This is a genomic window from Methylobacterium komagatae (assembly GCF_042661665.1).
Lineage (GTDB): Bacteria > Pseudomonadota > Alphaproteobacteria > Rhizobiales > Beijerinckiaceae > Methylobacterium > Methylobacterium komagatae.
The window spans coordinates 4,669,406-4,690,490 of the sequence record NZ_JBHSWN010000001.1 but is presented as its reverse complement, the minus strand read 5'-3'; the positions used below and the strand labels follow the sequence as shown (position 1 = coordinate 4,690,490).

Annotated in this window: 9 protein-coding genes and 6 pseudogenes; 7 read left to right on the top strand and 8 right to left on the bottom strand. The window is 64.1% G+C overall.

Annotated features, from left to right (window positions below; translation table 11 throughout):
* Positions 1-83: 83 nt before the first annotated feature.
* The 5 genes and pseudogenes from ACFQE0_RS23125 to ACFQE0_RS23105 form a co-directional block, all read right to left on the bottom strand.
* A pseudogene (locus tag ACFQE0_RS23125) lies at positions 84-242 on the bottom strand (TauD/TfdA family dioxygenase); the annotation flags it as partial.
* 55 nt (positions 243-297) lie between these two features.
* A pseudogene (locus ACFQE0_RS23120) lies at positions 298-606 on the bottom strand (diacylglycerol/lipid kinase family protein); the annotation flags it as partial.
* 74 nt (positions 607-680) lie between these two features.
* The gene (locus tag ACFQE0_RS23115; RefSeq protein ID WP_378973847.1) at positions 681-2,369 is read right to left on the bottom strand and encodes a hypothetical protein; all 1,689 of its coding nucleotides are present in this window, start codon (positions 2,367-2,369) and stop codon (positions 681-683) included.
* A gap of 575 nt (positions 2,370-2,944) precedes the next feature.
* Positions 2,945-3,847 (bottom strand): autotransporter outer membrane beta-barrel domain-containing protein, encoded by a 903-nt coding sequence (locus tag ACFQE0_RS23110; RefSeq protein ID WP_378973845.1) that lies wholly within the window; start codon positions 3,845-3,847, stop codon positions 2,945-2,947.
* 1,402 nt (positions 3,848-5,249) lie between these two features.
* Positions 5,250-5,525 (bottom strand): annotated as a pseudogene (locus ACFQE0_RS23105) (phosphatase PAP2 family protein); the annotation flags it as partial.
* Between the two features lie 1,554 nt (positions 5,526-7,079).
* Here ACFQE0_RS23105 and ACFQE0_RS23100 point away from each other — a divergent pair.
* The 6 genes and pseudogenes from ACFQE0_RS23100 to cydB all read left to right on the top strand — a co-directional run bounded on the left by ACFQE0_RS23100 (position 7,080) and on the right by cydB (position 14,120).
* On the top strand, positions 7,080-9,776 hold the full coding sequence (locus ACFQE0_RS23100; RefSeq protein ID WP_378973843.1) for a bifunctional diguanylate cyclase/phosphodiesterase: 2,697 nt from the start codon (positions 7,080-7,082) through the stop codon (positions 9,774-9,776).
* 536 nt (positions 9,777-10,312) lie between these two features.
* Positions 10,313-10,390 (top strand): annotated as a pseudogene (locus ACFQE0_RS23095) (hypothetical protein); the annotation flags it as partial.
* A 381-nt stretch (positions 10,391-10,771) separates the two neighbouring features.
* The gene (locus tag ACFQE0_RS23090; RefSeq protein WP_378973841.1) at positions 10,772-10,975 is read left to right on the top strand and encodes a hypothetical protein; all 204 of its coding nucleotides are present in this window, start codon (positions 10,772-10,774) and stop codon (positions 10,973-10,975) included.
* Positions 10,976-11,164: 189 nt separating this feature from the next.
* A complete protein-coding gene (locus tag ACFQE0_RS23085) occupies positions 11,165-11,650 on the top strand; it encodes a PRC-barrel domain-containing protein (RefSeq protein ID WP_378973839.1) in 486 nt (161 codons plus the stop codon).
* 58 nt (positions 11,651-11,708) lie between these two features.
* Complete coding sequence (locus tag ACFQE0_RS23080) at positions 11,709-13,127, top strand: cytochrome ubiquinol oxidase subunit I (RefSeq protein ID WP_378973837.1); 1,419 nt, start codon at positions 11,709-11,711, stop codon at positions 13,125-13,127.
* A 6-nt stretch (positions 13,128-13,133) separates the two neighbouring features.
* Entirely contained in the window at positions 13,134-14,120 is a 987-nt protein-coding gene (gene cydB / locus ACFQE0_RS23075) for a cytochrome d ubiquinol oxidase subunit II (RefSeq protein ID WP_378973835.1), read from the top strand.
* Positions 14,121-14,157: 37 nt separating this feature from the next.
* Here cydB and ACFQE0_RS23070 read toward each other — a convergent pair whose 3' ends face one another.
* Complete coding sequence (locus tag ACFQE0_RS23070; RefSeq protein WP_378973833.1) at positions 14,158-14,331, bottom strand: hypothetical protein; 174 nt, start codon at positions 14,329-14,331, stop codon at positions 14,158-14,160.
* A gap of 487 nt (positions 14,332-14,818) precedes the next feature.
* On the opposite strand from ACFQE0_RS23070, the gene ACFQE0_RS23065 reads away from it, so the two are divergent.
* Positions 14,819-16,510 carry a methyl-accepting chemotaxis protein gene (locus ACFQE0_RS23065; protein ID WP_378973830.1) on the top strand — a complete coding sequence of 564 codons (1,692 nt, stop codon included), beginning with the start codon at positions 14,819-14,821 and terminating at the stop codon, positions 16,508-16,510.
* Between the two features lie 1,409 nt (positions 16,511-17,919).
* Here ACFQE0_RS23065 and ACFQE0_RS23060 read toward each other — a convergent pair.
* Together ACFQE0_RS23060 and ACFQE0_RS23055 are read right to left on the bottom strand one after the other, a co-directional pair.
* A pseudogene (locus ACFQE0_RS23060) lies at positions 17,920-19,261 on the bottom strand (HlyD family type I secretion periplasmic adaptor subunit).
* Positions 19,261-21,019 (bottom strand): annotated as a pseudogene (locus tag ACFQE0_RS23055) (type I secretion system permease/ATPase). The pseudogenes ACFQE0_RS23060 and ACFQE0_RS23055 overlap by 1 nt, the downstream one beginning before the upstream one ends.
* Between the last annotated feature and the right edge of the window lie 66 nt (positions 21,020-21,085).

Genomic DNA, 21,085 nt, shown 5'->3' with positions numbered 1-21,085 from the left:
CGCGGCCCGCACAGGGCGGAGAGGCCCGCCCTGTGCGGGCCGCGCGATGGTGTCTTCGCGAAGCCCTCGCGCCAAGGCAGGCCTCAAGCAGCCTTGCCCGCCTGAGTCTCGCGGGCCCGGCTGCGGCGCCCGTCGGTGCTGACCGGAGCGACACCCTGGATCGTCACCCGGCGCACCACGCGGGGTTCGTCGTCGTAATCGTCCACGGCTCGATGCACCGTCGCCCGGTTGTCCCAGATCGCCGATGTCGATGCGTCGCCTGACGCCCGTCGCGAGCGTGGCCAGCGCGGCGTCGAGGTCGAGGGGGAGCCCGAGATCCCTGGCGAGAAGGTTCATCGTTCCCAAGGGCAAGATCCCGAGAGGCAATTCGCGTCCTGCGAGGGTCGCCGCCGCGCAGGACAAGGTACCGTCCCCTCCCGCGACGACCACCGCCCCGATCCCCGGCCGGTTCGCGGCTTCTTCCAGGCGACGAGGCAGAGGGGCCGTGTCGTTGGGTTCCACTACGACCTCGAAGCCGGCATCGGCGAGGCGCTGCCTGAGCTGCGCGGGATCGACGCCATTCCCGAGGCTGCCGGAGGCGGCGTTGATGACGAGGGCGATCCGCATCGGCATGTCCCACCAGGAGCGGACCTCCTGCCAGATGCCGGCGTCGGTCTGATGTCAGTCGGATGCCGCGGAGCTCAGAACGGGTAGTAGCGCAGGGAAGTCAGGCCGGTGACGAGGTGCGTCGAAGGTTGGATGCCTTGCGCTCCGCGAAAGGCGTCGCGCTCTGTGTAGGACACCTGCGCGCCGGCGACGAGGCGGCCGTAGGAGCCTTTGTAGAGATCGTGCCAGAAGCCGCCGGTGATCTGGCGGATGTCGCGAGTCTCGGCCTGGCAGCTTCCGCTCGCGGCACCTTCGATGTTGCAGCCGGTGGCGACGAGGGTTGGTGAACCGTAGCCCGTGGTGTTGAATGCGCCCGTCCGGGTGGCATGCTCCCAGCCGGCGTAGACGTAGACGTCGGTTCCAGGCTGGACGTGGTAGACACCGCCCGCCAGAAGCTGAAACACAGGAATAGTTGCAATCGAGCCGTCGGCGCGCAGGGCGAAGTCCGGGAGCTGCGACGAGCCGTAGCGGCCGATGCCCTCGCCGATGAGGCCGCTGACCTGAATGTCGAGGTGCTTGTCGATCACCGGCAGGGTCGCCGCGCCGCCGACGCCGTAGCCGACCGCCGTCTCCGAGCGACCGGAGGTGCGCAGCCCGCCGGTCAACGCGGCGGGCGCGATCCGGTCGTCGAAAAAGCGCACCAGCCCCTTCACCTCGAAATGGCCGAAACCCGGCTCGAAAACGAGCTTGCCGGCGATGTCGGGGATGCTGTTGTTCGAGTAGGTCGTGGAGTTGTTCAACTGCCCGGCTGCGTCGCCTGTGTTGTTGACGTTGACGTTGGAGGGCGCCGCGAAGGGGCTCGGCGGTAGGACGCTCTGGGGCGACTCGACCGATAGGCCCGCCCACAAGCCCGGAGCAAGGTCCTTCACCACCCGGACCTGCGGATTACGGGTCCAGTTGAAGCCCGGCACATACTGGGCATCGATAGTGAGCGGGATCTGCTCCTTAAGGGGCGTGATCCCGGCCAGATCGGTGGTGATCAGGCTCCAGGCCTGCCCCGCCAGGATGTGCCAGCCGGTATCGAGGGAATCGACGGTGGCGAAGATCTGGCGGATGCGCGGAACGTAGCTGTTGCTCTCGCGGGAATTGGAGGTGACGCCGGCGGCCAGGAAGTCGATCTCGTAGTAGCCGGAGATCTGAAGCGTCGGCTCGACACGGGCGGTGAACAGGCCTGAGAGCCGGCTCTGGCGGGCGGAGAAGCGAAACTCGTTCTCCCGCGATTGCGGGTTGTTCCGGAACGGAATGCCGTTGAAGTCCGTCGCGACGTCCGAGACCGTGTTGGCGCTGCGGTAGAACCCCGCCAGCTCGACGAAGCCGCCTGGTGTGAAGCAGATCGCCGATCCCAAGGCGTAGCTGCCGGAATTGCAAACGAGGTCGTTGGCGAGGATAACCGGCGTATGCTCGCTTGGCGCAGGTCGCGCCCCACCGGGCCCGCCGGCCCGCGCCACCTGTTGCTGCCGGGCCTGGCGCTCGGCCAAGCGAGCCTGCTCGCGTGACAGGGTGCGGCGCTCGCGCACCTCGCCCATCAGGGCCTGTTTCTGAGCCCCTGACCGGCGGCGAAGCGCTGCGAGTTCTTGTTGCATCGCCTGCATCTGGCGCTGCATTGCATCCATGCGCGTGGCCATCTCGGAGACGGTCTGTGCCGAGGCCGGTTGAGGGATGGCCGCCGCGGTCAGGACCGCGAGACCCGAGATCCAAGAGGCGTGCCGGCGAAGTAAGGGCATGGCGGGCGATCTCTAATGCAGGGCGCTGGAACCGTTCGACGAAGCGGGTGGCACCGAGATCAGATGAGCAATTGTCCGTGACGCTGCGTTTACTTGGATCGTTATCGGTAGCAGAGAAGATCTATTTCCGATCAATAATGTTGAATTCTGGGGCGGCGTGATATTTTTGAAACGCTCGATATTCAGTAGAAATTTCTCGTTGAAAAGCCGGTTTGAGCATTTTCCGTCAATCAGACTTCACAATACGCTCTTGGTCGCTGCTCCGAAAACTTTCATCTTCGGCGGCAGGACATCGGTGCCGATCGGCTTGTGTTCCAATGTCTGTCAAGCCGGTATCACGTGGAGCATCCCACCCAGGACGCCGAGCAAACATACGCCTATGAGGCCGACGACGATGTAGGATTGCATGCGCGACGGCCGGCTTGCTGGTGCAGGCTCGTCATGACTGTCCTCGTCCCGATTTAACGGACAACTGCCCGATCATATCCCACGGCGACGAGATGTACTGCTGGTGGACTGGTGAAGGGCCGCCCAGCGGTGGCGGCCCTCAAACCAGAAGGTCGATGTAAGCCTGATCAGAACCGATACGTGAAGTTTCCCTTCACAGCCTGATCTTGTGCCCGGGAGCCGGTCTGGCCCGTATAGGCCACGCCGAGCGTCGTGTTCGGGGCGACGCGCAGGTCGAGGCCAACCTCAGCCACCACAGCGTCCCGGTCGATCGGCACACCGGCCGACAGGAACGCCGGACCGGTCCCGAAGGACAGGAGCGCTTTCGGAACCACGTCGCCGAAGGCTCGGCGGTAGCCGACCAGCGCGTGGGCCGAGAGAGGCAGGCCAGTGCCGAAGTCGAAGGCAGTCTGGCCACGCACGCCCACCGTCAGTGCGCCGAGGTCGTAGTCACGGGCAAATCCGCGTAGCGCCGCCACGCCGCCGGTTTCAGCGAACCCGTCCCGGTGGATGCCGACATAGGCGCCGCCGACGAAGGGCTCGATGTAGGTTGTGGTCGGCTGCACCGGCTGGACGGCCGCGCCTTTTGAGACCAGCGCCACCGGGGCGGGCTGGCCCACGAAGAACTTGTACCCGATCTCGCCGAAGCCCTGCACCGTGTAGCCGCCGTAGCGGCCAGTGGGGGTGTCGGCCACGCCGGGGAAGATCACCGTGCGGCGGGTGCGCAGCGACTCGTCCGCGTAGACCGCTCCGAGACGAACGGAAACCGGCCCCATCTCGTATCCGCCGTAGACGCCGCCGAACCCGCTCGTGATGCCCGCCGACTGGAAGCGGCCAGTGGTGTCGAGGGTGTTCTCGGTGTAGCCGCCGACCACGCCAAGCTTCACCCCGCTCGGCAGGCGCACGTCGAGGCCCGCCGCGAAGCCGGCGAGCGTCCGGTCGAGGCCTAAGGCGTTGCCGCCGCTCGCGCTGCCGAAGGCGCCGAAGCCCTGGCCCCAGATCCCAACCACGGTGGGGTCGAGGGTCTGCATCGGCACGCTCGCCAACGGCGGCCGGCGACCGGGGAGATCGGCGGTGTAAGTGGCGGGTAGGGTGCCGAAGCTCAAGCCGTCGAGCTGCGCCGGGGGTGGTGCCCCAGCGCAGCCGGTCAAGGATCGCCTCGCGAACGAAGAACGCCGTCTCGTAGGACGAGGAGACCGTCGAGCCATGGATGTCGCCGGCCAGGACGCGAAAGGCGCCCTGTGCCTCCGGCGTGGTCAGGCCAACGGTGGAGCCGTAGATGGCACTATTCGGCCCGCCCGCCTGGATCGCGTTGGCGACGGAGGCGCCGTTGCGGGTCGTGGCGACGGAGGCGAAGGCCACGTCGTTGCGGGTGAGCGTCAGGTCGACCTCGGTCGGCTGATAGCGCAGGGTCGGGGTGAGGAAGGCGAAGTTGGAAGTGACGCCGGCGAACTGGCCGGTGACTCCGTCGGTGGCGTTGAGGATCGCATACTGGGTGCGCGGGTTGTAGGTGCCGTTCTGCGCCAGAACCTGCACCGTGCCGCCGGCCAGTGTCGCGGTGCCGGAGATCGCGAGCCGGTCCGACTGGCCCGCCGCGTTGGCCTCGACCTGATAGACCGAGCCCGCCGCGAAGGTGGCGTTGCCGGCCACGGTCAGGGTGCCGATGGAATTGCCTGGCGCCACCGTGCCACCGGATAGCGCGGCAAGCCCGCCCACCGTGCCGGTGCCGCCGAGGAGGCCGCCGCCGTTGACGATGACTGTGCCGCCGATCGTGCCGTTGGCGTAAAGGGCGCCGCCGTTGCCGATACTGGCGCCGGTTATGAGCCGGTCGGTCGGGTCCATCGCCAACGTGCCAGTGACGTTCCCGAAGTACCCTGCCGCCGAGTAGAGATCGAGGCGCGCCCAGTAACTCAGCGCCGTGCCGTAGAAGGCGGCGAGCGCGTTGCCCTCGGTGTTCACGATGATCTGGTTGATCGTCCCCGTGGAGAGCTGGCCGTAGAGGCCGCCGTTCGGCGCGATAGTCTTCGCCGCGCTGGTGTTGCCGCCGTAGAGCGGGGCCAGCAAGATCGAGGCATCGGGACCGCCGACCGGAGCCTGTTCGCGGGGAGCCTGGGCGAAGGTCAGGATCGGCAGACCGTAGGTGAGGCGGGACTGGTAGAGCGCTTGGTTGGCGTTGGAGGGTAGGTAGGGGTTGTTTGTCGTGTTCGCCGTGCCGTTCGCGCAGGCGGCGACGGTGTTGCCGCACTGAGCCGAGAGGTAGGTCTGCAACTCACCCTGCGCCGCCGTGAAGAGGCTCGGCATGTTGATTGCCGTGCCGGTCGTCGTAGCGTTGTTGATGTAGGCCGGGTTCGTGAACGCTTGCGCGAGGTCGTAGGCCGAGAAGGCGCGCGATGCGATGATGTCGAGCGGGTAATGCACGCCCAGCACGATGCGGCTGTTGCCGTAGTCGGACGCCCGCAGCAGCATGTTCTGGTACTGCTGAGGTACCAACATCGCCAGCAGGTAGCCGTCTGTGTAGGCGTATTGCGTGTGCCCGCTCGGGAAGGACGGGTTGGTGGCGATACCGTTCAGCGCTGTCGGATCGAATACGTTGTACTGGCTCTGCGCCACCTGGATCGGCCGCGACGAGCCATAGACGTCCTGGCCGGGTTGAGTGTTGCGCACACCGTAGGCGAGGTCGAGCACGCTATCGGACCGGTTGGGCAGCATCCCTGTGGAACCAGCCGCGCCGGCCGGCGAGCCGGCAGGGATCGTGTAAGGACCGGTCGGCAGGGTGTAACCGGCGGGTGCCACCGCCGGGATCGGGACATAGCCGGCGGGCGTCGTGCTCGGGTTCGTGGCCGCGCCATTGGCGAAGTAATTTTTTGCCACGCCGAGATCGGCGCTGAACACGCTATAGGCTTGGTTCAGCAGGTTGAACGTCGCCGTCAGGGGGCCTGTATTGGCGTTGCTCGCGCGGATGCCGGTTTGGTAGATCGCGCCGAGCTCGAGGTCCGAGGCCGCCCACTGGCTGGAGGGGGTAAGGCCGCCCGCGCTCTGCGGAGCCTGCGCGGGCAGTCCGCCCGCGAGGTTGTCGGCCGGGCCGAGATTCACCCGCGTGCCGTTAGCCAGCGTGATCGTGGTGGCGAAAGCCGCGCTGCCTGGAAGGGCCTTGTCGCTGATCGCTTTCTGCTGGTCGGCGAGCGAAGCACCTTGGTTCTGGGCGATGGCCTGGGAAAGATTAAGCTGAAGGGTCTGCTGACCGACCTGGGTGCCGTTGAGGCTTAGGAATGGGCTCAGGAGGTTGAGCACATTTACGTTCGACGGCGTGGTGTTGACCGTCTGCGCCTGCGCAGCTTGCGTGCCAAAGGCAGCAAGGGTGAGTGCAGCAAGCGAAACACTTTGCTTGAAGTCCATGGCTGTCCCCATCCGGCTAGTCCCCGGCAGTGACACCCTTAGCGAAGCTTGATATATACTCTTCGTCATAATCCAGTCACATTATATTTGCGGTATCTATGTTGCTTGAACGCAACATAGTAAGTATTTCAGTCGGCTAAAGGATCGATTGGCCCGAGAAAAGTTGCTAGTGCCTCGGCCTAATTTTGAAGATTGTAGATCGACCCCTGCTCTCTGCAGCCTCCGTCCTGGGGGCTGAGCTGCGAACGCGGCACTCGAGGCCCGCACGATCTCGGGGAGCATCGGCAGCGTTCGTGCAGCGGCGGCCTCGAATGAAGCGCAGGCCGGAACGCTGACGGACGGCGCAGCCCGTGTCGCTGCGAGCGCAGACACCATGCAGGCCGCAATCGAGACCTTCCTCCACCGCGTCCAAGCGGTGTGAACCTCGATGGGTCGCCATCCGCGGCATGTCAGGCATCATGATTTACTGCAGTGCCGTTCCATCCGTAGGTCTGCTTTCGGCCTACTGCCACTCATAAGCAGACTTTCCTGAAACCACCCAACTCGGCCATTTATAGGCCCCTATCGACACGACTAGATCTGGCCGTAAGCGGAACAACTGCTTCGGAGAGGGGCAGGTAGAAAAGCGGACTGACGCCTACCGATCCATACCCGGCATTGAAGGGCAGTTCCGGTGCATGATCAGAAGAGTATCAACCTACTAGCTGATTCAGCACTTTATATTCAATTTTGCCGAATTGCATTCGCATCGGTAGATGCGACATTTTGGTATTTTTTCGGAACCAATGAATTCGTAACTCGAGCTTATAGCTTGACCTGTTAGCCCGCCTGATCGCTCTCGGGCTTATCTCGCGGATTTTCGCGCAGATGCGTCATTTCTCTCTCGTCTCTAGACTCGGTTCGCCGTTTCCCCAGATTGGCCGGCCACTCATCGGCGGCGTCTGCCTGACCGCCATAATTGCCTTCGTCACATTTTTGACCGTCACGGCCCTGCACGAACAGGCGACCCAAGACGTTGCCCGCGGGCTCACCAGCCTCTCGACCGTCCTCGCCGACCAAGCCGACCACGCCTTGCAGGCCATCGAGTTGGCCCAGGATGCTGTCATCGAGAAGCTTAACGAGGCCCCTGATCGGGCGAGCTATGCGCTAGCAGCGGGCAACCACTCACTCCACGAGGAGTTGCGAACCCGGGTTTCATCCTTGCCGCAGATCAATGCCTTGACTGTGCTGGATAACAACGGGCGACTTCTCAACTTCAGCCGGCGCTGGCCAATCCCGTCGATTGATTTGTCCGACCGGGACTATTTTCAGCAGCTCGCCGCTAATCCGACGCTTCAGCGCGTCATCAGCCGCCCGTTTCAGAACCGCGGCGATGGCATTTGGACAATCTACATCGCCCGGAAGGTCACCGCCGCTGATGGAACGTTTCTCGGAGCGGTGCTTGGCGCCGTAGAGTTGCGCTACTTCGAGGATCTGTATCGCAGGATCGTACCGGCTGAAGACTTTAACGTGGGGGTCTTCCGCAACGATGGCGTCCTCTTCATCCGCTTTCCCCATCGGGAGAACGCGATCGGCAACACGTTTCCCACTAGCACGGTGATGGCGCTTACATCCGCCGGGATCGCCGGCCGCGACGCCCGCGCGGAAAGCCCCATCGACGGATCAGATCGGTTCGTGTCCGTCCGATCCCTGACGCATTACCCGATGAGGTTGTATGTCAGTCGCGACGCCGCCATCGGCCTGACCCCGTTCCGGCGACAAGTATTGGCCGTTGGGCTGGTTGCAGTCATGCTGGCCGCCGGCCTGAACCTGTCCCTCTTCTACGCCTACCGGAAGCTGCGTGCCCGCGAAGATCATACGAGGGCGGAGGAGCGTCACCGTGCGGAACTCGATCTGCGCAAGCAGCATGCGGCCTTCGGCGTGGCGCTCGACAACATGACCCAGGGCCTGTGCTTGTTCTCCGGCTCCGGGGAGTTGGTCGTCATGAACGCCCGTTTCGCGGAACTCCACGGTATCCCGCCGGAGTTGCGCGTTCAGGGAACGTTGGCCTCGCAGATCCAGCAGACGATCATCGAGCACCTGTCCGTTGGTTATGACCGTTGCGACCTTCTGCAACGGCCGCCCGGAGTCGCTCCCATCCGCACCACGGTTCACTTCACCGACGATCGTACCCTGGAGATCGTGCGAGCCCCTGTGCCGGGGGGCGGCTGGGTGTGCACGCATGAGGACATCACCGAGCGCCGCCGGGCGGAGGAACGGATGCTCTTCCTGGCCAGTCACGACGTTCTGACTGACCTGTCGAACCGGCGGCTCTTCGAGCAGCAGGTCGAGCAGACCTTGGTCGCCAGCGCGAACGCGGCGACAGAGGCCGCGCTTCTCTGCATCGATCTGGACCACTTCAAGCAGGTCAACGACGTCTTCGGTCATCCTACCGGCGACAGTCTACTCGCGGAGGTGGCCCGGCGGCTGAGCGGCCTTGGGGACCGCTGCGTCCCAGCCCGACTGGGCGGCGATGAGTTCGCCATCGTCGCGACCGACATCACCGGCGCGAGGGGCCCAGCTGAGTGGGCGCAGGCTGTGATTGATGCCCTGGCGGAGCCCTTCGACCTCGCTGAGACGCGCGTCGAGATCGGATGCAGCATTGGGATCGCCGTCTTCCCGCAAGATGGCGACACCTACGATCGTCTTCTCTGCGCGGCGGACATGGCCCTGTTCCGAGCAAAGCGTCAGTCAAAGGGTGGCTTCGCCTTCTTCGAGCCGGCCATGGAGACCGAGGCTCGAGCCCGCCACGAATTGGCGCGTGACCTGAAGGCGGCGATCGGCACAAGCCAGCTGCTACTACACTACCAACCACAATTCGCGGTCGCGACAGGCGAGATCCTTGGCTTCGAGGCCCTACTTCGGTGGAACCATCCGCTTCGAGGGCCGATCTCGCCGGCTCAGTTCATTCCGATCGCAGAGGAGACAGGGCTGATCCTCCCAGTCGGGGAATGGGTTCTGCGCGCTGCTTGCGAAGAGGCGGCGCGATGGGAAAAACCCCTCGGGATTGCGGTCAACCTCTCCATCGCCCAGTTCAAGCAGGAAGGCTTGCCGGCGGTGGTGATGGAGGCGATCCGCGACGCCCGGCTCGACCCCAGCCGCCTCGAAATTGAAGTTACCGAGAGCCTGCTCCTCCAGAACACGTCCCGAGCGCAAGATCTTCTGCTCACGCTTAAGCGAGAGGGTGTGCGCGTCGCCATCGACGATTTCGGCACCGGTTACAGTTCGCTGCTGACCCTACAATCCTTCCCCTTCGACCGAATCAAGATTGATCGGTCCTTCGTCGGGCAGATCGGGGTTACGCCGAAGGGCGCGGCGATCGTGCAGGCGATTATTGCCCTCGGCTCCAGTCTTGGCATGCCGGTGATCGCTGAGGGCATCGAGACAGAGGAGCAACTCGCCTTCTTACGTAAATACGATTGCGCGGAGATACAGGGCTATCTTTGCGGGCGCCCCCAGCCCATCGTAGAGTATCGAACCCTCACTGACGCTGATTTTGCCTTCCACTCGCGGCGCCGAGCATAGAGTGCGTTCTAAAATAAAAATGCTTTTGTGGCAGACTGGAAATCGATCGAGAGAAATAGCAGCAGCCATTCGGGGCAACAGCGCTGATAAGAATTGAATGGTCTCAGCAGAAGCGCTGCATAGTTGCTAGTTATGTGGGCCTGTACCGGCCACATCCGCATTGCGTGAAAATCGCCTGAAAGCAGACAATCCGCAAACCACCCCAAGCCGTCATTCCGCCTTCGACCCTACTCGGTCGTTCGGGTTCGCCTTCGCAATGCTCGGAAGCGGACGTCAGTTGATCTACTGCGGAAGCAACGCACATCGGCAGGTCCCCCGAATATGGTCCAGAAGGCATTACACCCGCTATTGAGCATGGGCGAGACGGATGGCATCTAGCAGTGGCTAGTCATGGGCAAGATATAGGGTGCGGCTTCCGCTGCCTCGGCCCAATGCCCCAAACAAACCAAAGGATGAAACACTGAACTGCGAAATTAGACTCTGCAGCCCACCCAGCCACATAGCTACCGAGACATGGATGCTGTACCGACTCAGATATTGATCAGGCGGCGACGCTGATCGGGCAAGGGAAATATTACGAGGCCAACGCCGTTCTGAAGACCGCACAGGACGCGGTGCGCTTCGACGTGATCGACGCCGTTGCGGTGCCGCAGAAGGCGGGGGCCGCGAACACGACCTCGTCGCAGACGACAGGCTCCACCGCTACCGGGAAGGCCAACAAGTAACTGAGCCCAGATCCCGGTACGGCCGCAGCAGATGATGCCATGACGAGCCGGGAACTCGGCGGTGATCCACCGAGCCAGCCAAGCTACCCCGCTGCGGCCCGCCGCAGCGGTGCGGGCAGACGCTTGAGGTGACGGCGGTGCCCCCCAAGTCTTACGGACTAAACTCTTCCCAAACTTGTTATTCAGAATGACAGGTTCGTGATCGACGGCCTGGGAACAGAAGATTCTGCAAGAACTTCGTGCCTTGTCGAAAACGCTGGAGAAACGACCATGACCAACAAGACGATGGGCGCCGCTCTGTGTACCGCTTTCCTCCTGGCGGCGGTACCGGCCATGGCTGCCCCCAAGGAGATGTCTCAGGGCAAGCGTGACGAGATGTCAATGAAGGACACCAAGAGCCAGATCACTGCCCAGCAGAAGGAAAACAAGGAAGCCAACAAGAATGTCGACAGCCTGATCAAGAACAGGAAGTAGGCGGGCGGCCAACGCCCCGATCGCCTCAAAGCCAGCCCCGCTTAGCCCCTGGGCACCTCTGATGCGGCGTCCGGGGGGATGTTGGGCATAGATTTGTGCAAAGCGCACCTCAGGGGACGGGGCCGAAGATGGCATCCGGTTCCCGAAACTTTGCTCACCCTTTCCCTCGCCGACTTTCAGGAGAGCCACATGCGAGCCATACGGTTGTGCGCGCCCATCCTCGCCCTCGCGGTGGCCACCCCAGCCTTCGCGCAGCAGGCCGACCTTGGAAGCCTCGGCACGGTCGTTCCGGGAACTGGCCCCGGGACAAACGTCCACGGCACGGCTCCTGGTCCGCTCATGGAAGCGGCCAATGCCGAGGATGCCGCCAAGCGACAGAACCTGAAGCCGGTGACATTCCTGGCCTCCAAGGTGATCGGCGTCGAGGTCCGCAACGCCGCAGGCGGGCGCGTCGGAACGATCGAGGATCTGTTGGTCACGGGCGGCACCCTGAGAGCGGTCGTAATCAACGTCACGCGCTTCCTCGGGCTGGACGATAAGCGGATCGCCGTTGAGCCGGGGGCGCTGGTCCTCCGGCCGGGCGGAGATCGTTTCACGGCGGTTCTCGACATGGGCACGGACGCAATCTCGGACGCCGAGCCCTTCAACCCTGCCAAGGCCCTCGCCTCGCGCTGAGGGGGCGGCCCTGCGGCCGGCACGAGGCAGGCGTTACAGCGGTCCCGGGTGAGGATGCATGGATCATACGGCGCTGCTGCTTTCGCGGATCCAATTCGCTTTCACGGTCTCGTTCCACATCATCTTCCCGGCCTTCACGGTCGGGCTGGCGGCGTGGCTCGCCTTCCTGCAAGTCCGGGCGATGGCCTCGGGCCGGCCGCTCCACGACCGCCTGTTTGACTTCTGGCTCAAGATCTTCGCCGTCGCCTTCGGCCTCGGCGTGGTCTCAGGCATCGTCATGGCGTTCCAGTTCGGCACCAACTGGAGCAAACTCGCCCGACGCACCGGCCCGATCCAGGGGCCGCTCCTGGGCTATGAGAGCTTCACCGCCTTCGCCCTCGAAGCCTCGTTCTTCGGGGTGCTGATGTTCGGCCGCACCCGCGTGCCACGCTGGTTCTACCTGTTCGCCTGCCTGATGGTCTGCTTCGGCACGAGCTTGTCATCCTTCTGGATCCTCGTGAACAACTCGTGGATGCAGCATCCGGTGGGCTTCACGATGCGGCCTGATGGCCTGTTCGTGCCTACCGACTGGTTCGAGATCCTGTTCAACTCCGTGGTCTGGGTGCGCTTCCCGCACATGCTCCTGGCCGCCTACGTGACGACGAGCTTCTGCGTGGCGGCGACCGGGGCGTGGTACATGCTGCGCGGCACCGACCTGCCCGAGGCACGGGCGATGATCCGCATGGGGCTCGGCCTCGCCGCAATCCTGGTGCCGCTGCAGCTGTTCTTCGGCCATCTGACGGGCGATTACGTCGTCCGGCACCAGCCCTCGAAGATCGCCGCCATCGAGGGCCACTGGGAGAGCCGCGCCCCGGCTGGCGAGATCTTGTTCGCTTGGCCCGACGAGGACCGTGAGACGAACCGCTTCGTCATCGCCCTGCCGCCCCCGGCGGGCAGCCTGATCGACGACGGGACGCTCACCGGCGAGGTCATCGGCCTCAAGGCTATCCCGAAGGCCGACCGGCCGCCGGTCCTGATCCCGTTCTTCGCCTTCCGCATCATGGTCGGCTGCGGGCTGCTGATGCTGACGCTAGCCTGGGGCGGCATCGCCTTCTATGCGGCCGGGCGGCTGGAACGAGCCCGCTGGCTGCAATGGGGAATCTTCCTGTCCTTTCCCCTTGGCTTCGTCGCCACGCTCACCGGCTGGTTCACCGCCGAGGTCGGGCGTCAGCCCTGGACGGTCTACGGGCAGTTGAGGACCACAGACGCCGCGACGCCGATTCTTACCACGCCCCAGGTGGCGACCTCGCTCATCGTGTTCGCCGCGGTGTACGCGCTGATCTTCGCCGCCGGCACGGTCTATATCTACCGCCTGCTTAAAGCGGGCCTCCTGCCGATGCCGGACCCTGCCGGAGGCAGGGCTAACCCCAAGCGGCCGCTCGCCGTGCCGGGAATGGGCTCGGACATCCCCAGGACGGCCTCGACCCCGGCTGAGTGACAGGCGATGATCGCGTTCTGGGCTGCGGCCCTCGCCCTCACCCTCCTTCTCTACGTGCTGCTTGACGGGTTTGATCTCGGCGTCGGCATGCTGTTCGGGATCGCCCCCAGCGAGACCGCGCGCCGTCACATGATGCAGGCCATCGCCCCGGTCTGGGATGGCAACGAGACATGGCTGGTCCTCGCCGCCACAATCCTGTTCGGCGCCTTCCCCCTTGTCTACGCGCTGCTGCTCTCGGCCTTCTACCTGCCGCTGCTGCTGATGCTTGCCGCGCTGATCCTGCGGGGCGTCGCCTTCGAGTTCCGCGCTAAGTCCCGACGGCTACGGAGGGTGTGGGATGCGGGCTTCGTCGGCGGCTCCGCCTGCGCCGCCTTCGTGCAGGGCACGACAGTCGGGGCCCTCGTTCAGGAACTGCCAATTCGGGACGGGCGGTACGTCGGAGGGGCCTTCGCGTGGCTGTCGCCCTTCTCCCTGCTGTGCGGCGTCGGCCTATGCCTCGGCTACGCGCTGCTGGGCGCGGCGTGGCTGTGCGGCAAAACCGAGGACGACGTGCGTGACCTCGGCTTTTGGATGATGCCCCGGCTGCTCGTCGGGGTGCTGGTCTTCCTCGCGACGGCGTTTCTGTACGCGCTGGCGATGAACCTGCGGGTGCTGCATCGGTGGACCGAGCGGCCAGAACTCCTTATCCTGCCATTGGTGGGGGCGCTTGCGTCCGCCGGGCTCTTCTACGCCGGACGCCGCCGCATCGACGCGCTGCCCTTCCCATTGACGGCCATGATCTTCGCGACGGCCTTCGCCACCCTCGCCGGCTCGTTCCTGCCCTACATGGTGCCCTTCACGATCACCCTGACCGACGCAGCGGCCCCCGAGGCGAGCCTGTCGTTCTTGTTCTGGGGTGCCGGCGTCGTGGTCCTGCCGATCACCCTAATCTACACCCTCGTCGTCTATCGGATCTTCAAGGGGAAGATCCCCCTGGACGATGGCACCGGGTGAGGGGGACGCGGGCGCCCCCATCACTCGACTTGAGCGCTCAGCCTTCGCCAGGTTGCGGCCGGTCGGTATTCTGCTCCGCCTCATCGAACGTGAAGCCCGCCAACCAGTCCGCGCTCTGCTGCGAGCCGGCTTCGTAGGGGTCCGTCGAATAGCTTGCGCCTGAGAGCTTTGCGGCTCTCCCTTCCTCCCACTGCACAGAACGAGTTGCCATAACGGGATCCTTCGATTGCTGTCCTCTGGGAAGGCGAAACGCGAACGGCGACGAGGGGATGCAGTGAGACGAGGCGACATTCTTCGGCCAGGCCGTCAAACACTGATTTGTGAAGCTTCGCGCGTCAGCTGCATGGGGACTGGGGATCGTATCGTCTGGCGATCACGAACTTTCCGAAAAGAGGCACAGCCGCTCGACAAAGCAAGATCAACGCTGGCAAGCTCGCTTTGTCAGCAGATCGATCGGCTAGGGTTTAGTCTCGGATCGTCCAATCACCTTTAATTGACGCTCGTCCAAGGAGAGCAAAGCCGGAAACAAGCCATTCGTTAAGGCCCTGGGTTGACGATAGCGGTGCTTGGATCAGCGGCGACGGTCACGCGCGCCTTGAGGTCCATGTCCCCATTTTACCCGTGCGGTCGCGTATCAACGCCTGCTCACCGGCGGGCGGCGGCGCGTCCATTCGGGTCCGTTCTCCCGGGATGGAATTATGCGCCTCGCTCTCACGCTGAAATCTTCGCTCTTTGCCGCCTTCAGCCTCCTCGCTCTCCTCTGCGCCGGCCAGGGCATTGTTTCGATCACCCGGCTCTCCGGCATCCGGACCAACGTAACCGATGTCGCCACGAACTGGCTTCCCTCTGTAGTTGCCATCACCAATGTCCGCGCTGCGGCGGCGGAGGTGCGCATCAAGGAATTGCGGTTCCTGACCTTGGCCGATGGCTCCGATGATCGCAACGAGACTGCCCGACAGATCGACGAGGGGCATGCACAGATGGACAAGGCTCGCAGGAGCTACGAACCGCTGATGTCCTCGCCAGAGGAACGCGCCCTGTACGAGGCGTTTGCCTCTGCATGGTCCCGGTATGACGCCATCGGCCGTGAGGCCGTCAAGCTGGCGCAGGCCGGACGGACGAGCGAAGGTGTAAGGTTAATGGTCGATCCCGCCCATATCAATCTCTACAACACGGTTCGCGACGCCCTCGGCAAGGACATCGCGTTGAATGAGCACAGCGCCCATGTCGATGCCAGCCGCGCCATCGACGCGACGGACTCCGCGACCACGCTGGCCCTCGTCGCCGTTGGCGTCAGCCTGCTCAGTGCCCTGTGTGCCGGCCTGTTCGTTCTCGTCCGAGTGTCTCGTCCGATCCAGGCGATGACGGAGGCGATGACCGCCCTCGCCGGGGGCGATACGTCGGCCGAGGTCCCCTTCCGCGCCCGGCGGGACGAAATGGGCGCCATGGCGTCCGCCGTGCAGGTGTTCAAGGATAATCTGATCCGGACGCGGCGGCTCGAAGCCGAGACTGCACAGGCCCGGCTCGCGGCGGAGGAGCAGCGCAGGGCCGGCATGCGGCAGATGGCCAACAGCTTCGAGGCTGCCGTCGGCAGCATTATCGGCACGGTCTCAGCATCGGCCACCGAGTTGCAGGCCACTGCTGGCGTGATGAGCGGGACTGCAGCGGAGACAGCGAGCCAGTCAACTGCCGTGGCTGCTGCCGCCGAGGAGGCTTCCTCCAACGTCAACACTGTCGCCGCGGCGGCCGAGGAGCTTGGCGCCTCCGTCCAGGAGATCGGGCGGCAGGTGGATGGCTCCGCGTCCCTGGCCCAGCATGCGGTAGACGAGGCCGACCGCACAGGGGCGCTAGTCAACGAATTGAGTGGTACTGTCGAGCGGATCGGCGATGTGGTCGGTTTGATCTCCTCGATCGCAGGGCAGACCAACCTGCTGGCCCTGAATGCCACCATTGAGGCCGCCCGGGCTGGAGAGGCCGGCAAGGGCTTCGCCGTGGTGGCGGCTGAGGTTAAAGAGCTCGCTGGCCAGACCGCCCGGGCAACCCAGGAGATCTCCGCCCAGATTTGTCGGATTCAGGCGTCCACTGGTCAGGCGGTGGCGGCCATCAGCGGCATCACTCAGCGGATCCGCGACATCAGCGCTACGGCGACCTCGATCGCGGCGGCGGTGGAACAACAGGGTGCCGCGACGCAAGAGATCGTGCGCAACGTCAGCCAAGCGGCTATGGGAGCCAGTGAGGTGACAGGCAACATCGTCGGCGTCGCTCAGGCCTCCGAGGAGACTGGAGCCGCAGCGTCTCAGGTTCTTGGCGCAGCCTCCGAGCTGTCGCGGCAGTCAGAACATCTCCGTGCCGAAGTAGGTCGTTTCCTCGCCACGGTTCGCGCCGCCTGAACTTGCCTGAATAATTTCAGGCTCACGCTGCCCACCAGTTGTCCGCTTCTGGCCCAGGTAGGATCAGAAGCGGTCAGGCAGGAAACCACCCCGAGCGGCCCTCCGGCTTGCGACCCAACTCGGCCGTACAGGCCCCGTATCGGAGCTCCCTGAAAGCGGTCATCCGCCGGCCGTCCAGCAGAGCTGGAAACTGCGCTCAGGGCTGATGGGACTGATCTCGCAGCCTTTTATTCCGGCGGGATTTGACGGCGTATAATATTACGGATGAAACCAAGACCAAGGGGATCACTATCACGCACCATTGGGCGAAGTTTTCCGTACTCATTTCGTATGGTCTGTTGAGAACAATAACAACAAACCAAAACGCAGTAACATATTGCCATGCGGGCAATATCCGTGGATGAGCCATATCGTGTCTGCGATCTGCCACTGATATTTCACAAGCGTAGTCAAGAGATATCAGACAATTCAAAATTCGCCTGCGTTTCTTTTCACCTTGCCGGATCTATAGAGGCTTAGAAGCAATAATAATTTGATATAACCGGCTACCAGAAAAACAGGCACGGAAATGTAACCATATTCATTGTAGTATAAAAGAGCGCCGATTAACAAAAGCGAATAAAAAAGCAGATCTAACGCCTCTACATAGGAACTTCTTGCGGATGGAGGGGCTTCACCGTATAAAATCCAATCACGTAAATCCATTTTCAATCGATTATTGACCATATTGAAGCTCTTTCTGGCTAAAATAAATTCTCTCAAAGAAAGTAATGATGATATAATTACTGCGGCTATCCCTAAAAAATTCCATATCATGCGTGTCTGTCTCTATATTTAGCGATTGCGCCCGATCTATTACGATATACGACCATTCTGAGGACTAGTATGTCTTATCGATTATTCGCACTGCTCACATTTCCTACGATCATACATGTTCAGAGTTCCTGCTCTGAATAGTAAGCGATCCGTGCGGCTATGTCTGCTTGGACGTACCCGCCGTCCGTTGCAGACGGGCTGGAAACCACCCAACCTAGTCGTTCTACCGGGTCTGCGGAGAAGACTGGTGCTGGCCGAAATCGGAAGGGCAGCTTCAAGACATATCGGCCGCAGAAGCAGACGCCAAAGCTCCGAGCAAATACCCAGGAATATGCCACACCTCGGAGGTCAGTCCTCCCGCGGCAATCAATGTCGAGTAAGCTGTGAGAAATTCGGTTTGCGGGTGGTGCGAATGTCCGCAATTGTACAACAACTAGATGACAGGGACACACCTCGAGTTTCTCGCTTCATGCGGATTGTTCAGGGAGCTGTGAGGCCTTATCGCTCCGGCACGTTCCTCCCGAGACAGGAACGAACTTGGGGCGCGCCGTTCTCTTGGCGCGCCCGTTCTTTTGATCGCAGAGCGGTATTCATCAGCGCTCCTTCCAGGCCTTCGCGATCTGATCCGTCAGGGGCCTTGTCAGGTAGCTCAGCACGGTCCTTTCACCGATCTGAAGATGCGCTTCCACCGGCATTCCGGGCACGAGGCGCAACCCGCCGAGGCGCGCCAGTTCTTCGGGAGCAAGTGCGATCCGCGCGACGTAGTAGCTCAGGCCGGTCTTGAGATCCGTGGCGACGTCTGCGGAAACTCGGGCCACCGTCCCGTCGATCTCGGGTGTCGTGCGGGTGTTGAACGCCGGAAAGCGAAGGACTGCTTTCTGTCCGCTACGGACGTTGTCGATATCCTGCGGCTGGACCTTCACCTCCACCACCAGGGCGTCGGCATGGGGCACGATCAACATTGCAGGCTCGGATGGGACAACGAGGCCGCCGACCGTGTGCACGCTCATCTGGTGCACCGTCCCGTCCTGGGGCGCACGCAGATCGATGCGCTTCAGTTGATCCTCGGCGGCGACGCGCTTTTCAACGAATTCCGACCATCGCCCGCGAATCTCGGCGAGATCCTTGCCGACCTCGGTGCGCATCGTGCTGTCGATCTGCACGATCTGAAGTTCGGTCTCGGCGATCCGTCCCCGGGCGGAGGCCGTCGCCGCGATCGAGCTGCCCGCGCTCTCCTTCGAGCCGCGTCGCGTCGCGTTCCAGCGCCGTCACGCGGGACAGGGGCACGAGGTTCTTGGCGTAGAGCTCTTGCACACCGCGTAGCTCACCCTGGATCAGGTCGATCTCGCGGGCCTTTGCCCTGACTTGCTCGGTCAGACCGCCGATCTCCTGGCCAAGTTGCTTCACACGCTCGCGCAACTGCGCTCGCTGGCCCTCTCGCGCGTCGGCGCGGGCGATGAAGAAACGGGTCTCGCCCTCCAAGAGCCGTTCGACATCCGCCTCACTGTCCCGGCGGGCCAGGAGATCGGCGGGGAAGGTGAGGGTGGACAGGCCGTCCCGCTCCGCCTCAGCCCGCGCCCGGCGGGCGGAGAGTTCGTCCAGCGCCTTGCGGACGATATCGAGGTTGGCCTGCATCTGGGTCGCGTCGAGGCGGACCAGGACGTCTCCCGCCTTCACCCGCGCGCCCTCGCGCACCAGGAGGGCGCCGATTACGCCGCCGGTCGGATGCTGAACCTTCTTCACCTCCGACTCGACCATCATTTGCCCCGGCGCGACCACGGCACCTGCGATCTCCGTCTGCGTCGCCCAGCCGCCAACGCCGAGCACGAGGGCGACGGACAGGATCAGGGAAAACCACAAGTGGAGGCGGATCGAGGCGCGCTCGCTTCGGGGAGCCAACCTGGGTGAGCGGTCGCTGATGACAGCGGACGACATCATGCGCTCTCCTGCAGGGCGGTGCCGGATCGGGTAGTGCCCCTCGCGGGAACGGGGGCATCGGCTCCCGCCGGCCGCAAGACACGCTTCAGCACCTCGTCCTTCGGGCCGAAGGCCTGAGCCCGGCCGTCGGCCATCATCAGCACGAGATCCACCGCGGCGAGCGCCGAGGGGCGGTGGGCGACTACGACGCAGATCCCGCCCCGAGCGCGGATACCGAGAATCGCCCGGGTCAGAGCGTGCTCGCCCTCGGCGTCGAGGTTGGCGTTGGGCTCATCCAGCACCACGAGGAAGGGATCGCCGTACAGGGCCCTGGCCAAGCCGATCCGCTGACGCTGGCCCGCCGAGAGCCCGGCTCCGGTCTCGCCGAGGCGGGTGTCATATCCCTCCGGCAGGCGTAAAATCGAGCTCGTGCGCGCCTGCAGCCCGGGCTGCGGCGACCACGGCCTCCGAGGAGGCACCGTCCGTGAAGCGCGCGATGTTCTCCGCGACGGTGCCTGCGAACAGCTCCGCTTCCTGCGGAAGGTACCCGAGATGGGGGCCGAGCGTGCGGGGCGTCCACTGGTCGAGGGCGGCTCCGTCGAGGCGTACGCTTCCGATGGCGGCGGGCCAGATCCCGACGAGGGCACGGACGAGGCTCGACTTACCGGAGGCCGAGGGGCCGATCACCCCGAGCGCCTGCCCCGCCTGGAGCCCGAAGGACAATTCCCGCGCAATTAGCCGCGGCACGCCGGGGGGGGCCACGCCGAGACCCTCGACCGTGACGGAGCGGGCTGGTGTGGGCAGGCGATGCGGCTGTGCCTCCGCCGGGATCCGCGCCATGAGGTCCGACAGGCGGCGCCACGCCTGCCGCGTCGCCACGAAGCTCTTCCAATTGGCGACGGCGAGTTCGGCAGGGGCGAGGGCACGCGAGACGAGGATCGAAGAGGCGATGATTACCCCCGCGCTCGCCTCGCCCCGGATCACCAGCCACGCGCCGAGCGCCAGCACGCCGGATTGCAGCATCATGCGGAAGACCTTTGCCGCCGAGCCGAAGCCACCGGCCATGTCGGCGACCCTCTGGTTGGCGGCGATGAAGGCGGTGTTGGCCTCGCTCCAGCGGCGGCCGAAGCCGTCCTGCATGCCGAGCGCTGCCACGACCTCGGCATTGCGCCGCCCTGCCTCAGCGAGACTCGCGCGGGACTGGGCGTGGGCCGTCGAGGCGCGGGTCGGGGCGCGGGTCGTAAACTCCGTCGCCAGGGTGAGGGCGACGAGCACGAGCCCACCGACCAGGGCGGCGACGCCAATCAGCGGATGAAACAGGAAGCAGATCGCGAGGTAGACCGGAATCCAGGGCAGATCGAAAAGGGCGCCCGGCCCGCTGCCCGCGAAGAAGGCGCGCACCGTATCGAGGTCGCGCAACGGCATCATACCATCGCTGAGACCCGCTCCCTTCAACGGTGCCCGGACCACGAGATCGAAGGCCCGCCGGCCGCAATCGGCATTGAGGGCCGCGCCGACGCGGGAGAGGATTCGCGCCCGCAGCGTGTCGAGCGCGCCTTGGAACAGATAGAGCCCGAAGGCGAGGAGGCTGAGGCCGATCAGCGTCGGAACGGAGCGGCCGGGAATGACCCGGTCGTAGACCTCCAGCATGAAGATCGAGCCGGTCAAGTAGAGGAGGTTGATCAGCCCGCTCATGGCCGCGACTCCGAGGAACGCGGTGCGGCTCCGTGCGAGGGACTCCGCCAGTTCGCGCGGCGGGGAAAGGACTCGGCTCACGGGATCCTCGGGTCACGTCGAAAGGGAGAGGGCGAGGCGAACCCCGCCCCTTCCGGTGGGAATGGC